Annotated in this window: 10 protein-coding genes; 7 read left to right on the top strand and 3 right to left on the bottom strand. The window is 59.5% G+C overall.

Annotated elements, in window-relative coordinates; translation table 11 throughout:
* Positions 1-4: 4 nt before the first annotated feature.
* Positions 5-1,234, top strand: coding sequence for a GGDEF domain-containing protein (locus E2F43_RS02665; RefSeq protein ID WP_133209317.1), 1,230 nt, complete (start codon positions 5-7; stop codon positions 1,232-1,234).
* A gap of 22 nt (positions 1,235-1,256) precedes the next feature.
* Here the strand turns inward: E2F43_RS02665 and E2F43_RS02660 are convergent, their stop codons facing one another.
* Positions 1,257-2,963, bottom strand: coding sequence for a putative bifunctional diguanylate cyclase/phosphodiesterase (locus E2F43_RS02660; RefSeq protein ID WP_133209316.1), 1,707 nt, complete (start codon positions 2,961-2,963; stop codon positions 1,257-1,259).
* A gap of 249 nt (positions 2,964-3,212) precedes the next feature.
* On the opposite strand from E2F43_RS02660, the gene E2F43_RS02655 reads away from it, so the two are divergent.
* Positions 3,213-4,025: an enoyl-CoA hydratase/isomerase family protein gene (locus E2F43_RS02655; RefSeq protein WP_165954162.1), complete on the top strand. Its 813-nt coding sequence runs from the start codon at positions 3,213-3,215 to the stop codon at positions 4,023-4,025.
* Between the two features lie 115 nt (positions 4,026-4,140).
* On the opposite strand, the gene E2F43_RS02650 is transcribed toward E2F43_RS02655, so the two are convergent.
* The gene (locus E2F43_RS02650) at positions 4,141-4,632 is read right to left on the bottom strand and encodes a nitroreductase family deazaflavin-dependent oxidoreductase (protein ID WP_133209314.1); all 492 of its coding nucleotides are present in this window, start codon (positions 4,630-4,632) and stop codon (positions 4,141-4,143) included.
* A gap of 102 nt (positions 4,633-4,734) precedes the next feature.
* On the opposite strand from E2F43_RS02650, the gene nadA reads away from it, so the two are divergent.
* Positions 4,735-5,808 carry a quinolinate synthase NadA gene (gene nadA, locus E2F43_RS02645; protein ID WP_133209313.1) on the top strand — a complete coding sequence of 358 codons (1,074 nt, stop codon included), beginning with the start codon at positions 4,735-4,737 and terminating at the stop codon, positions 5,806-5,808.
* A 6-nt stretch (positions 5,809-5,814) separates the two neighbouring features.
* On the opposite strand, the gene E2F43_RS02640 is transcribed toward nadA, so the two are convergent.
* Positions 5,815-7,278, bottom strand: a complete 1,464-nt coding sequence (locus E2F43_RS02640; protein WP_133209312.1) for a M48 family metalloprotease — start codon at positions 7,276-7,278, stop codon at positions 5,815-5,817.
* 182 nt (positions 7,279-7,460) lie between these two features.
* On the opposite strand from E2F43_RS02640, the gene E2F43_RS02635 reads away from it, so the two are divergent.
* The 4 genes from E2F43_RS02635 (at position 7,461) to aceE (ending at position 14,579) form a co-directional block, all read left to right on the top strand.
* Positions 7,461-7,694, top strand: a complete 234-nt coding sequence (locus E2F43_RS02635) for a sulfurtransferase TusA family protein (RefSeq protein WP_133209311.1) — start codon at positions 7,461-7,463, stop codon at positions 7,692-7,694.
* An 18-nt stretch (positions 7,695-7,712) separates the two neighbouring features.
* Complete coding sequence (locus tag E2F43_RS02630; RefSeq protein WP_133209310.1) at positions 7,713-8,804, top strand: AI-2E family transporter; 1,092 nt, start codon at positions 7,713-7,715, stop codon at positions 8,802-8,804.
* Positions 8,805-8,807: 3 nt separating this feature from the next.
* Positions 8,808-11,669, top strand: a complete 2,862-nt coding sequence (locus tag E2F43_RS02625; RefSeq protein ID WP_238946712.1) for an insulinase family protein — start codon at positions 8,808-8,810, stop codon at positions 11,667-11,669.
* Positions 11,670-11,927: 258 nt separating this feature from the next.
* A complete protein-coding gene (gene aceE, locus E2F43_RS02620) occupies positions 11,928-14,579 on the top strand; it encodes a pyruvate dehydrogenase (acetyl-transferring), homodimeric type (RefSeq protein WP_133209309.1) in 2,652 nt (883 codons plus the stop codon).
* The last annotated feature ends 9 nt before the right edge of the window (positions 14,580-14,588 follow it).

The raw sequence follows: 14,588 nt of genomic DNA, 5'->3' as shown, positions 1-14,588 counted from the left end.
CGGGATGCGTGTGCACTGGGCTGCGCTAATCAGGCTGCTGGCACCGACGGTCATTGTCGGCGGTGGCCTGCTGGCTCGCGGCTATCTTGATCAACTGGGTGACGAAACCAGGATTATCGTCGCCAACCTCCCTTATTTCGTTGCCATGGCCTGCCTGGTCATCGCCTACCAGTTCCAGCGGCTGCGTTTGCTACTGGCGGCTGTGGGTACTGCCTCGTTGTTCTGGCTGATCCAGAATTACCTTCAGGTCAGCCTGGGTGAGCCGGATGCAGCCCGGTTGTTTCTGGTGGCCAGTCTTGGCGTTCCGTTGCTTTGTGCATACCTGTTACTGGCACCGGAACGGGGCTTGTTCAACACCTACGGACTGCTCACCGCTGTCTTCTTCCTGGGGCTCGCGGGTCTGTGTTTTGTGATCGCAGACGGGATAAATGGCGCCGATGCTGCCACCCGGGGCCTGTTCTCCGCCAAGCCGTTGGAGGGCTATATACTTTCCAGCGGCGCCAGCCTGCTATTCGCGGCGGTGGGATTCCTGGCCCTTGTGCTGGTGATAGTGCGCGACAGCGAGACGGAAGTGGCGCTCGCCGGCGTCCTCGCTGCGGGTTTTTTCTCGCTGGCGCTGCTGCACCTGGACGATATTTCCGTGGTGATGGGCATTGCCGGTGGTCTCAGTGTGGTCTGGGGACTGCTGCGCAGTTCCCATTCGATGGCCTATCGCGATGACCTCACCGGGCTGCTCGGTCGCCGCGCTCTCAATGAACGGCTCAATACATTGGGCCGACGCTACAGTATCGCCATGCTGGATGTTGATCATTTCAAGAAATTCAACGATACCCACGGCCACGATGTAGGGGATGATGTTCTCAAGCTGGTCGCTTCCCGGGTCAAACAAGTCGGCAATGGCGGCACGGCCTACCGCTATGGCGGCGAAGAATTTTGTGTGGTTTTCCCCCGCCGATCCACTGAGGACTGTGCTGCCGCGATGGACCAGGTCCGGGAGAGCATTGCCAACTACAAGATGTCCATCCGCGATCGCAAACGGCGGCCGGCGCGGGCAAAAGAAGGGTCACGCCGCAGGGGCGCAACAAAGCTCAAATCCGACCAGGTGAGCGTGACGGTGAGTGCAGGGATCGCCGCCCGGGGCGATAACCATCCCGACCCGGAATCCGTGCTTTCCGCGGCCGATACCAAACTGTACAAGGCAAAGAAAAAAGGCCGTAACTGCGTTGTCTATTAGCCGGCGCCGTTAACGAGCGAGTTCAGGAAAACAGGGGCTCGCGCCGTTTGAAGTGAAGTTCTTTCACGAAGCGCGGCAGCTGCTGCAGGGGAATCGCCGGGCTGTAGTAAAAACCCTGCACCTGCTGGCACTGCTGCTCTCGCAGGTATTCAACCTGCTCGTGGGTCTCAGCTCCTTCCGCCACGACCATCATGCCCAGTCGCCTGGCCATTTCGATGATCATGGTACACACCGCTTCCTGTTGCGGGCTGTTGGGCAGGTCGCGGACAAAACGGGCGTCGATCTTCAGTGCCGAAATTGGCAGTTCGGTCAGGTGGGAGAGCTGGGAGAAGCCGGTACCGAAGTCATCCAGCGAGAAGGAAATGCCCAACTGGCGCAGTTCGTCCATGCGCCGTTTGACCGCATCGGGGCTCTTCAAAATCGTGGTTTCGGTCAGCTCGAACTCGAGCCGGGAAGCGTCGGAGCCACTGCGCTTGATAATGTCCTTGACGATATCCCCGAAGCGATCGTCCTGGAACTGGGAGAAAGAGATATTCACTGCCACATCCACGTCGCGGATGCCCTGTTCCTCCATCCAGACCTGGGCGGAGCAGGCGTGCTGAATCACCTGATAGCCGATAGTGCGCATCAGGCCCATATCTTCGCAGGCAGCAATAAATTCCCCCGGGCAGAGCAGGCCGCGCTCGGGGTGATTCCAGCGCAACAGCGCCTCCAGGCCACACAGGCGGCCGGTGGCCAGGTCAATGCGTGGCTGGTAATGCAGTTCAAACTGGTTTTTGCGCACTGCGGTCCGCAGCTCTGCAGCCAGTGATGTACTGCCGCCGTGGTCGAATGACAGTTGTTCGCTGTAACGGACAAATTTACTGCCGGCGACACTCTTGGCCTCCTGCATCGCCGAGCGTGCATAGTCCACCAGCTCCGGGAACTCCTTGCCGTCATCGGGGTAGATCACCGCGCCAATACTGGCATCGATGGAGACCTGCTGTTCGCTCAGAATCATCGGGGCAGTGATGGACTTGATCATCTTTTCGGCGATCAATTCCACATCTTTCACACTGCTGACGTCCTCCAGCACAATCGCAAATTCATCACCACCGAGGCGGGCAATACTGTCTGTGCTGCGCATCTTGTTGATCAGGCGGCGGGAAATGGTCTTGATCAACAGATCGCCGTCGGTTTCGCCGTAGTGGTCGTTAATATTGGCGAACTGATCCATGTTGATATAGAGCAGTGCGGTGCTAAAGCCATAGCGCTCGCTGCGCTCCATGGCCCGTTCCATGTGGGCCCTGAACCCGGTCCGGTTGAGGGCGCCGGTGAGCGAATCGCGACTGGAGAGCTGCTTTATCGTGTCCCGGGCCCGCTTCAGCTGAATCGAGTAATCCAGGACCCTGTGCACCAGGGCGTCCTGCAGCTGGCCTCTGACCAGATAATCCTGCGCACCGTACTCGCGCAGTTGTTCGGCCAACCGGTCGTCCTGCTCGTCCAGCAACAGGATAAGGGGAACAGTGGCCTGGTTTTTCTGGGCCAGTCGCAGCAGGTACTCGGTTTCAGGGCCGTAGGCCATGATGACCGCGTCAACCATGGGGTCCAGCAGCGCCTCAAGCGGGCGGTCCATGGACTCGGAAGAGGCCAGGTTAAAACGCGCAGGTACGGCACGACCGAGAGAGGCAGAGAGGATCGCATGATCCGCGCTGCTCTCGGAAATAATCAGTACCGTGTGTTGTTCCAACGCTAGTTCCCGGTCATCCGCCGATTGTTGCCGCCTGCGTCCCTCAATAATAATCAGGTCAATAGGCGCTTATCCTTTATATAACATGAGGTTATACGGAATAATTCAGCGAAATTCTACTTATAGTTTATTAAAAATTACCATGTCTCCTGCCCTTGGCGAGGGTGCGTATGACCGCTGGCCGCGTTCGCCATTGGCCCGCCGCAGGGATGTACTATGCTAGCGACTGTATTTCCAGGGACAAGACCGATGACCGAAGATGTGCTGTTTGAGCTGGAACAGGGGGTGGCCGTTATCACGCTCAACCGCCCCGGAGATCACAATACACTCTCGCCGGGCATGATTGAGGGGCTGGGAACTGCTTACCGGCGCTGTGATACGGACGATGCCATCGGGGCAGTGGTGGTGACCGGTGTCGGATCCAGTTTCTGTGCCGGAGCTGACATGAGCGGCGGGGGTGAAACCTTCGATGGCAACGCGGTCAGTGGGGAGGTTGCATCCTGTCCGTTGTCGATGCAGGCATTTGAGGTGCGAAAACCAGTGATCGCGGCCTGTAACGGCCATGCGGTAGGTGTTGGCCTTGGGATCGCCATGCAGGCGGATATCCGGGTATTTGCCGAGGAGGGGAAGTACGGTTTTCTCCAGTCCCGTCGCGGGGTGGTCACCGACTTCGCCATGGAGTACCTGCTGCCGCGAATGATCGGCGTGGAAAAAGCGCTGGAATTGCTGATGCGCGGTCAGCGGCTCAGTGGTCGTGAGGCGCTGGACTGGGGGCTGGCCGGTCGCTGCGTCCCTGCTGACCGGGTGCTGGACACGGCCCTGGAAATCGCCAGCGATATGGTCGCCAACGCCGCGCCCCTGGCCATGGGCATGCACAAGAGGCTGCTGTGGCAGGGTCTGGATATGAGTTACGGCGCGGTCGCGGCGAAAGAGAACTGCTGCCTTCATTACAGTATGTCCAGGGCCGACGCCGTTGAAGGCGGCATGGCCTATATTGAACGGCGGACGCCCAACTGGAGCGGCAGACTTGGCAGTGACTGGCCGGAGTGGATAGACGATTAGCGCAGGCGTAACAGCGGTGGCTGCATGTTCGGGTCGACTCTTCTGGTCGGGTGACCTGCTCGCGCATGCCTTGAGTGCGACTGTTGCCTGTAGCTTCGCCCTTCAAATGGAGTAATCAGTTCCCCGGTTCGCAGCTGAAAACGGGGATATTGCGGTCGGTCCGGGCCTGGTACTCGTCGAAATCGGGATAGACCGCCAGCAGCACCGGCCACAGGGCAGCTTTTTCCTCGTCGCTGATCTGGCGCGCGATGTAGTTTTTTTCATGGCCATCGGCCATGATCCTGATCTCCGGGTGGGCTTTGATGTTGTAGTACCAGGCCGGATTTTCGGGCATACCCCCGCTGGAGGCAACCAGCAGCTTGTTGTCCCCGTGGGGGACGTGAATGAGAGGCAGCCGCCGGGTTTTGCCTGACTTGGCCCCGGTCATGGTGACCATGCATACGGGGCCTCCAAGAAAGGTGTTCATCAGTCGGCCCTTGCTCAGGCGAAAGACGCCCGCCTGAAACCTGCTGACCCAGCGCAGAACCGCCTTGATCGCCGGGAGCTGGTTTTCCTTGTACTGCGTCACGTCTTCCCGTCGGGTTTTAACGTAGTCGTACTTCACCATTTGTCAGCTTTCCCAGTTGCGTTGAACGAGGGTAAAGCAGAATTACGCTGTTGCCAATCTATGGTAGACTTGCCGGCCCGTTTTGCCTCTCCGAACATGACCATGAGCATCGCCTCCGACAAACTCGAAACCATTCGTGAACAGGTGCAGTATCACCTGGATCACGCCGAACAGCACCGCTTGAGCGCGGAGCAGGAGGCATCTCTGAAGGCGCAGATCAAGGCTCGCCTTGAGGCTGAAGATGCCGTTCTGGTTGCCCACTACTACACCTCGCCAGCGGTACAGGCGCTTGCCGAGGAAACCGGAGGCTGCGTCTCCGACTCCCTCGAGATGGCGCGCTTTGGCCACGATCACCCGGCCCGGACCCTGGTGGTCGCGGGTGTGAAGTTTATGGGGGAAACCGCCAAAATACTGACGCCTGACAAGCGGGTATTGATGCCAACCCTGGAAGCGACCTGTTCACTGGACCTGGGCTGCCCGATCGAGGAGTTCTCCGCTTTCTGCGACCAGCACCCGGACAGGAAGGTGGTGGTCTATGCCAATACGTCTGCCGCCGTGAAGGCGCGGGCGGACTGGGTGGTGACTTCCAGTATCGCCCTGGATGTGGCCGAGCACCTGGCTGAGCAGGGCGAGAAAATCATCTGGGCGCCGGACCAGCACCTCGGTGATTATGTGCGCCGGCAAACCGGGGCCGACATCATTATGTGGGACGGTGCCTGTATCGTGCACGAAGAGTTCAAGGCCCGGGGTATTGCCGACCTCAAGGCGGTGTATCCGGATGCTGCGGTGCTGGTGCATCCGGAATCACCGGCGGCGGTGTTGGAGCTGGCGGATCGGGTAGGTTCGACCACCCAGATCATCAGGGCCTCGAAGGAACTGCCTAACGAGCGTTTTATCGTCGCTACCGACCAGGGCATTTTCTACAAACTACAGCAGGAATCACCCGACAAGGAGTTCATCATTGCACCCACCGCGGGTGAGGGAGCGACCTGTCGCAGCTGCGCCAATTGCCCGTGGATGGCAATGAATGAGCTGGAGTCTCTGGCCGGTGTATTTGACCGCGACGACAATGAGATCTTCGTTGACCCCGAGCTGGGAGAGCGGGCCATGGTGCCCCTGAAGCGCATGCTGGACTTTGCGGCGGAGCTCAACGTAACCGTAAAAGGTAACGCCTGAGGCGCGCTAGAACTGCTCCATTTGTCGCCGCATCTCGGCGATGTCACTCAGGCGCTGGTTGATTTTGGCACTGGTCAGGTAGTCATTCCTGACCAGTTTGAGGGCGTATCTCAACTGCTTCTCTGCCTGGTCCAGGTACCCGTTGAGGATAAAATACTCGGCGCGCGACTGATGCAGGCCGATGATATTGCCCGACAGGCCCTGCACTTCCGCCAGCAGATACCACAACCCCGGGTCCCCGGGCTTGCGTTTGCTTTGTGCGCTCAGCACTTCCTCGGCAATGTGTGCCTGCTGGTTGTTCATCAATGCATTGGCGTAGGTCATGGTCAGCGGGTGGTTGCCGGGGTTCAGCTCCAGTTGCTTTTCCAGCTTTGTCACCGCCTTTCCCGCATTGCCGCGCAGCATTTCAATTTCCGCGTTTGCGATTACGTACTCCAGTCGATCCGGGTCGCCGGACCAGATGCTGTCCAGCTCCAGGGCCGCTTCATCGGCGCGGCCGGCACTGGTCAGCGCAACGACCAGACCGTACTGTGCGGCTTCCCGCGAGCGCGGTGTGCCGTCGAGCTCCCCGCGGAAACGCTGTACTGCCTCTTCCGGTGTGTTGGCCAGCTGGTTGACGACCCGCGCTCGCATCAACTGGTAGTCCAGGCTTACCGGGCGAACAGTCTTGGGGTACTGCCGCGCCCGGTTGCGGGTGTCCGCTATCCGGTTTTCCGACAGGGGGTGGGTGCGCAGAAACTCCGGGATGCGATCCCCGCCTGAGTAACGTGAGGCCTGCAACATCCGCTCGAACATCGCCGGGGCAGCGTGAGGATCCATGCCGGCATCCACCAGGGTCTGCATACCGACCCGGTCCGCTTCCTGTTCGTTGCTGCGGCTGTAGCGCAGGGCGGAATCCTGTGCCAGCGCCTGGCTGGCGCTAAGGGCGGCGAGGCCCGCGTCTCCGCCAGCGGTGGCCATGATCACCAGGCCAGCGAGCATCGCCGCCAGATTGATCGGCGCCTGGTTTTTCTGGAACTCCACCCCGCGCGAGAAGTGACGCTGGCTGAGGTGGGCAATTTCGTGGGCGAGCACGGTGGCCAGTTCGTCTTCAGACTGGGCATACAGTAACAGGCCGTTGTGTACGCCAATGACGCCACCGGGGACGGCAAATGCATTAATCGTCGGATTGTCGACGACTACCAGGTCAACCCGTCGGTCTGCCAGCTGACTGTGGATGACCAGGTCATAAATGAGGTTTTCCAGGTACTCAAACAGCAGAGGGTCGTTTACCGTGGGAGCCTGGCTGCGGAAAATCCGCAACCAGGTGCGGCCCAGCTGGTGCTCGAACTCGGCGGAAAACAGGCTGGTACTGGACTCACCCAGGTTGGGAATTTTCAGCTCCTCGGTCTGGCCGTAAACACGGGTGACGAGCAGGGAGCACAGCAGAAGTGACAGGGCCAGGCGCCAGCGGCGAGCGACCATGCTCATTGGGGATAACACGATGTTGAGTCACTTGTGGTGGTGGTGATAGTGGTCATCTATTGTACTGCAAGCAGGGTCAGTCAGGGAGACGCGGGTTCGATTGCTTGGAGCGGTTAGAATGGACAAAGTTCATTCCCCGGGGGTGAATGCGTATACTGTCCCGCTTCACTCCAGAGCAGAGTCCGTGAATGAACGAAGTACCGGTAACCGAAGTTGACGCGAGAGGGCTTGATTGCCCCATGCCGCTGCTCAAGGCAAAGCGGGCCCTCAATGCCATGGCCAGCGGAGAGCGCCTGAGGGTGCTGGCAACGGACAGCGGCTCCCAGCGCGATTTCCGGGTGTTTGCCGAGCAATCGGGGCACCGCCTGCTGGCCAGTGAGGTAGACGGCGACACCTACCGCTACCTGTTGCAGAAAAGCTGACCTGAGGGAGTTCACGGCATGCTGGATATTTTCAAGAAATGGTCGCGCACCTACCTGTTCGAGGAGGAGTCCGTTCTGCTGCTGGTGCTGCTGGCGGTTGCCGTCGCCCTGCTCGTCACCATTGGCGATATTCTTGCGCCGCTGTTGGCGGCCCTGGTGCTGGCTTACCTGATGCAGGGTCTGTCCAGCCAGCTGCAAAGCCACGGGGTGCCCTCCTGGCTGGGCCTGACCCTCTCCTACACCGTGTTTATCGGCGCCTTTTTTGGCTTTACCCTCGGGCTGTTGCCGTTGGTCTGGCGCCAGTTGCTGGCACTGGCCAGCGAATTGCCCCGCTACCTCGACCAGGGGCGGCAGCTTTTGAGCGTGCTGCCGGAGCGCTACCCGGAAATCTTTACCGCTCAGCAGATGAACGAGCTGGTGGGTAGGGCCCAGGCGGAAGCGGCGAATCTTGGGCAGGTGCTGGTGACCCGATCGCTGGCCTCGCTCCCGGGACTGTTCACCCTGATGGTTTACCTGATCCTGATTCCCATGCTGGTTTTCTTTTTCCTGCGGGACCGGCAGCAGATCATTGACTGGCTGGTCCGTTTCCTGCCCGAAAAACGCCCGCTGCTCACCACCATCTGGGGGGAGATGAATCAGCAGTTTGCCAACTACGCCCGCGGCAAGGTACTGGAGATTATTATCGTCGGTTCGGTCAGTTATCTCGCCTTTGCCTGGATGGGGCTCAACTATGCGGCCCTGCTGGGGCTGCTGGTGGGCCTGTCGGTGATTATTCCCTATATTGGCGCGGCCCTGGTAACCCTGCCGGTGGTCGCCGTCGGGTTCTTCCAGTGGGGCTTTGCCACGGAATTTTACACGCTGTGTGTTGTCTATCTGGTCATCCAGGGGCTTGATGGCAACGTCTTGGTGCCGTTTTTGTTTTCTGAAGCGGTCAACCTGCATCCGGTGGCGATTATCCTCGCCATTCTTTTTTTTGGCGGTATCTGGGGGTTGTGGGGGGTGTTTTTTGCGATACCCCTGGCAACGCTCATCAAAGCCATTATCAATTCCTGGCCGACACCCGATATGGAGCCCGTGGCCGGGCCCGAAGCAACTGTTTCCACGGAGTAATTGATGCGAATGAATGTGAGTCGACAGAAGTGGCAGCTTCTGGCGGGGATGGTGGTCTCTGTCCTGCTGGTGGCCTGCGCCGTGCCGCCCGAGTCGGGAATCAGCCCGGTGCAGAGCCCCAACGACGAGCGCGAGTATCGCCTGCTGACGCTTGATAACGAGATGCAGGTATTGTTGATCTCGGATCCCGATACTCCCAAGGCGGCGGCTTCGCTCGATGTTCACGTCGGCTCCGGTGACAATCCGCCCGATCGCGGAGGGCTTGCCCATTTCCTGGAGCACATGTTGTTCCTGGGTACCGACAAGTACCCCGATGCGGCCGAGTACGAGGAATTTGTGACCGAGCACGGTGGCAACCGCAATGCGTTCACCAGCTTTGAGCACACCAACTACTTCTTCGATATCAATGCCCCTTATCTGCCGGAAGCGCTCGATCGGTTTGCCCAGTTTTTTATCGCCCCCAGGTTTGACGCCGAATATGTGGATCGCGAGAAGAACGCTGTGGAGGCGGAATACCAGATGGGACTCAAGAGCGATCCCCGTCGCGGCCTGGACGTGTTGCAGGAAGTGATGAATGAACAGCACCCCTTCAGCCAGTTTGCGGTGGGCAGCCTGGAGAGCCTCGCCGACCGGCCAGACTCCAGCATTCGCGACGAGCTGTTGAGGTTCTACGATGAACACTACTCGGCCAATGTAATGCGGCTGGTGGTGCTCGGCTCCGAGTCTCTGGATGAGCTGGAAAGCCTGGTCGTACCCATGTTCTCGGAAGTGCCGAACAAGGACTTCGAGCATGAGCCGATTTCCGCGCCCATCTTTGTCGAGGGGGATTTGCCGATGTTCCTGCAGATAAAGCCCCAGGCGACACTGCGGCAGATGCAGGTGCTGTTTCCCATTGCCGATTACCGGTCTGAATACCGCGCCAAACCGCTTTCCTATCTGGGAAATCTGGTAGGTCACGAGGGGGAGGGCAGTCTGCTGTCCCAGCTGAAGTCGGAGGGCCTGGTGGAGAGTCTTGCCGCCGGGTCCGGCCTGGGCTGGCGTGGCGGAGCCCTGTTCAGTGTCTCGGTCACCCTCACCGAGGAGGGCGTGGAGAAGCATGAAAGGGTGTTGCAGCTGTTGTTTGCCTACATGGACATGCTGCGCGAACAGGGGCCGAAAGAATGGCTCTACGAGGAGCAGTCGCGCCTGGCCGAGCTGGCCTTCCGATTCAAGGAGGAGGGCAATCCCATGGGATACGTGCAGGGACTTGCTGGCGGCATGCAGTATTACGATCCGGTGGATGTCCTGCAGGGCGCCTACATCATGAGCGACTACGACGCCGCTATGTTGCGCGAACTGATGGCCGACATTGTTCCCGCCAACGCACTGGTGGTGCTGGAGGACGCGGATGTCGCCACCGACCGGGTGTCGGAACACTACGCTGTTCCCTATTCTGTTGAGCGCCTGGATGCCCGGCAGTTGGCCGACTGGCGTGGTGCGGCGGCCGAGGGCGCTTTGCACCTGCCTGCCCCCAATGCATTTATCGCTGAAGATGTGTCACTGGTAAAAATTGACAACGATAACCCGGCGGCACCGGAGCGGATGCTGGAGGAGCAACGCAAGCAGATCTGGTTTATGCAGGACGAAGAGTTCCGCCTGCCCCGGGGGGCGACCTATATCAATTTCCGCTCTCCGCTGGTGAGCCAGAGCCCGCGGCAAACGGCCCTCGCGGTGCTGTATACGGCATTGCTCAAGGACCGGGTCAATGAGTTCACCTATCCGGCGCTGCTGGCCGGACTCAATTTCAACCTGTACAAACACGCCCAGGGTATCAGCCTGCGCATCAGCGGTTACAACGACAAGCAGGATGTGCTGCTGGACAAACTGTTGTCGGTCATGGCGAGCCCTGACTTCGATCCCCAGCGATTTGAAAATATTCGCAAGGATATGATCCGCTCGCTGGAAAACGCCGTCGCCAAGCGGCCCAGCAGCCAGGTCCTGGACGATCTCCGCGAGAGCCTGCTGTACGGTGAGTGGGGAGAGCAGCCACTGATCGACGTGTTGCAGAACGTGTCGGTTAACGATGTCCACGACTATGCGCAGGCGTTCTGGAACAGTGCCAGTGCCGAGGCCCTGATTTACGGCAACTACGCCAGGGATGCCGTCCCCGGGCTGGCGGCCCGACTGGACAAGGTCCTGCCCGATGAGGCAGCGCCGGATCTGCCTGAGCTGAAGGTGTTGAAGCTCGAAGCGGGTGAATCCGTGCTCTATCCGGTCGATGTCGAACACGACGACGCTGTGCTGGCCTGGTATCTGCAGGGCGCCGGCAACGCCTGGCAGGATCGTGCCGCCACGTCGTTGACCGCGCAGATTATGAAGTCAGGCTTTTTCCAGCAGCTGCGCACCGAGCAACAGCTGGGTTACATCGTCAGTGCGTTTTACTGGTCGCAGCTGGACGTGCCCGGCCTGGTCATGCTCATCCAGTCGCCGGTAGCTGACACGGCGGGTCTGGCCAGCGCCATGGATGCTTTCCTGGGCGGGGTCGCGGGGTCTCTCGATGATGAGCAGTTTGCCCGCCACCAGCAGGCCCTGGTCAGTGAGGTGCTGCGCCCTCACAAAAACCTGTGGGAGCGGGCCGAGTTCTTCTGGCAGTCCATTGCCAAGAAGCAGTACGCGTTTGACGGCAGGCAGCAGCTGGCAGACGCCATTGAGGCCCTGGACAGGGTCCAGTGGCAGCAGTACTTTGAGCGCACTTTCCTGAAGCAGAGGCACTCACTGCAGGTGGCCGCTCCCGGCAAGGCGGCAGTGCTGCCCGAAGGAGGGCAGCGCCGGGTCGAGTCAGCCGAGGTGCTCAAGGCGGGACACCGCTTTTACAGCATCAACTGAATTATGTAATAAAACTACATTTTGGCCGGTGTTTTCACTGAAAACACCGGTGTTTAGAGGCATTAACCGTTGCAATATGGAACTGATATTCCATTTTTGGATTCCATAGTGTAGTATTATTTCATTCTGAGCCGCCTGGTGAGTTTGAATCCAGGCGGCTCTTTACGTTTACTATACTAACAGTGCGGGGAGTTAACTTTTGGTTCCAATATGGAACCATTGCGCATTCCCCCTTATAACCAGAATCCAGAGGTCAGCATGGCAGAAGACAAGGATCCAATTGAAACCCGGGAATGGTTGGACTCCCTGGACGAGGTGGTCAGGAACAGCGGCCCTGAACGGGCGGGTTACCTGCTGCGCGAGATGGGTCGCCGGGCCCTGGAGAGCCACGTTGACCTGCCATCATCAATTGTCACTCCGTTTGTTAACACCATTCCCCCGGTGGAGGAAAAGGCCATGCCGGGGGATTTGTTCATGGAGCGACGGATTCGCTCCCTGGTGCGCTGGAATGCCCTGGCGATGGTCATGCGTGCAAACGATAACGATGAAGGCCTGGGCGGACACATATCAAGCTTCTCTTCCAGTGCCACGCTTTACGACGTCGGCTTCAACTATTTTTTCCGGGGTGCCGAGAACGGCCACCCGGGCGACCTGGTATTTTACCAGGGCCACTCTGCTCCTGGCATGTACGCGCGCTCCTATCTGGAAAGGCGTATTGAAGAGGAGCAGCTGGACAACTTCCGTCGCGAAGTCGACGGCAACGGGCTGTCTTCCTATCCCCATCCCTGGTTGATGCCCGATTACTGGCAGTTCCCTACTGTATCCATGGGCCTGGGGCCGATCCAGGCGATATACCAGGCCCACGTGATGAAATACCAGCAAAGCCGCGGGCTGCTGGATCATGGCGATCGCAATGTCTGGTGCTTCATGGGCGACGGTGAGTGCGATGAGCCGGAGTCCCTGGGGGCAATCGCCCTCGCCGGTCGCGAGCGCATGGGCAACCTCAATTTCGTCATCAACTGCAATCTGCAGCGGCTGGATGGCCCGGTTCGAGGCAACGGTAAAATCATCCAGGAGCTCGAAGGTGTATTCCGCGGCGCCGGGTGGAACGTGATCAAGGTGATCTGGGGCCGCAAGTGGGATCCGTTGCTGGCCAAGGATAAAACCGGCCTGCTGCGCAAGCGGATGGACGAGGTATGCGACGGTGAGCTGCAGAACTACAAGTACAATGGTGGCGCCTATACGCGGGAGCATTTCTTCGGCAAGTACCCCGAGCTGCTGGAACTGGTGAAGGACCTGTCGGATGAGGACATCATGTACCTCAATCGCGGCGGCCACGATCCCTACAAGGTGTACGCGGCCTACGCCGAAGCCGTGGCGGAGACGGAGCGCCCCACCGTCATTCTGGCGATGACCGTGAAAGGCTACGGTATGGGCGAGGCCGGAGAGGCCAACAACGAGACCCACTCGCTGAAGAAGCTGGATATGGATAGCCTCAAGGCATTCCGCGATCGCTTCGGCATACCCATTAGCGATGACGAGCTGGCCAGGGTTCCCTACTACCGGCCGGAACCCGACAGTCCCGAGATGCGCTACATGCGGCAGCGGCGGGAGGAACTGGGGGGACTGATCCCGGCCCGGCGCAGTGAAATGGAGCTGCTGAAAACCCCGCCCCTCGAGTCGTTCTCCAAGCTGCTGGAGAGCAGCGGCAAGCGGGAGATTTCCACCACCATGGCGTTTGTCCGCCTGCTGTCAAACCTGGTCAAAGACAAGGAGGTGGGGGAACGGGTGGTGCCTATCGTGCCGGACGAGGCCCGGACCTTCGGCATGGAGGGCATGTTCCGTCAGCTGGGGATCTACTCTTCCGTGGGCCAGCGCTACACTCCCCACGATGCCGGCCAGATCATGTTTTACAAGGAGGACAAACAGGGCCAGATTCTCGAGGAGGGCATTAATGAAGCAGGAGCGTTCTCGGCCTGGCTGGCCGCGGCAACCTCCTACAGCACCAGCGGTTATTCCATGGTGCCGTTTTATATCTACTACTCCATGTTTGGCTTCCAGCGCATCGGTGATCTCGCCTGGGCTGCCGGTGACTGCCAGGCCAGGGGATTCCTGATTGGTGCGACGGCCGGTCGAACCACCCTCAATGGCGAGGGTCTGCAACACCAGGATGGCCACAGCCACCTGCAGGCCAGCACCATTCCCAATTGTGTCAGCTACGATCCGGCTTACGCCTACGAGTTGACGGTCATTATCCAGGACGGCTTGCACCGGATGTACGAGCTTGGGGAAAACAAGTTCTATTACATCACGACCATGAACGAGAACTACCTGCAGCCGGCGATGCCGGAGGGTGCTGAAGAGGGCATCATCAAGGGTATGTACCGCTTGCGCGCCAGTTCCGGCAAGAAGCACCTGCGGGTACAGTTGATGGGCGCCGGCACCATTTTGCGCGAGGTCGAGGCAGCCGCGAGCATTCTCGAGCGGGACTACGGTGTGGATGCCGACATCTGGAGCCTGACATCAGTGAACGAGTTGCAGCGGGAAGGTAAAGCGGTGCAGCGCTGGAACCTGCTGCACCCGGAAGAAGAACCGAGGGTGCCCTACGTTACGGCGCAGTTGCAGGACGCAAGCGGCCCGTTTGTTGCCGCAACCGATTACATCAAGGCCTACACAGACCAGATCCGGGAATTTGTTCCCGGGCACTTCACCGTACTGGGTACCGACGGCTATGGTCGCTCCGATACCCGCGCCAGGTTGCGTGACTTCTTCGAGGTCAGTCGGGAGTTTGTGGTGCTGGCAGCGCTGAAGGCACTGGCGGACCTGGGTGAGATTGAGCCCGCCAAAGTGAGCGCGGCGATGCAGGACCTTGGCATCAGCCCCGACAAGATCGATCCGCTGACCGTATAAAAAAGGAAT

Origin of the sequence: Seongchinamella unica, assembly GCF_004354085.1 — a bacterium.
GTDB lineage: Bacteria > Pseudomonadota > Gammaproteobacteria > Pseudomonadales > Halieaceae > Halioglobus > Halioglobus unicus.
The sequence above is the reverse complement of the archived record's forward strand: the minus strand, read 5'-3'. Positions and strand labels throughout refer to the sequence as shown.

What these genes read in the sequence shown, in the direction of transcription:
- E2F43_RS02655 (WP_165954162.1), top strand. Translation starts at nt 3,213, where the DNA reads ATGACCGAAGATGTGCTGTTTGAGCTGGAACAGGGGGTGGCCGTTATC.
- E2F43_RS02635 (WP_133209311.1), top strand. Translation starts at nt 7,461, where the DNA reads ATGAACGAAGTACCGGTAACCGAAGTTGACGCGAGAGGGCTTGATTGC.
- E2F43_RS02630 (WP_133209310.1), top strand. Translation starts at nt 7,713, where the DNA reads ATGCTGGATATTTTCAAGAAATGGTCGCGCACCTACCTGTTCGAGGAG.
- E2F43_RS02625 (WP_238946712.1), top strand. Translation starts at nt 8,808, where the DNA reads ATGCGAATGAATGTGAGTCGACAGAAGTGGCAGCTTCTGGCGGGGATG.
- E2F43_RS02640 (WP_133209312.1), bottom strand. Translation starts at nt 7,278, where the DNA reads ATGAGCATGGTCGCTCGCCGCTGGCGCCTGGCCCTGTCACTTCTGCTG.
- aceE (WP_133209309.1), top strand. Translation starts at nt 11,928, where the DNA reads ATGGCAGAAGACAAGGATCCAATTGAAACCCGGGAATGGTTGGACTCC.
- E2F43_RS02665 (WP_133209317.1), top strand. Translation starts at nt 5, where the DNA reads ATGCGTGTGCACTGGGCTGCGCTAATCAGGCTGCTGGCACCGACGGTC.
- nadA (WP_133209313.1), top strand. Translation starts at nt 4,735, where the DNA reads ATGAGCATCGCCTCCGACAAACTCGAAACCATTCGTGAACAGGTGCAG.
- E2F43_RS02650 (WP_133209314.1), bottom strand. Translation starts at nt 4,632, where the DNA reads ATGGTGAAGTACGACTACGTTAAAACCCGACGGGAAGACGTGACGCAG.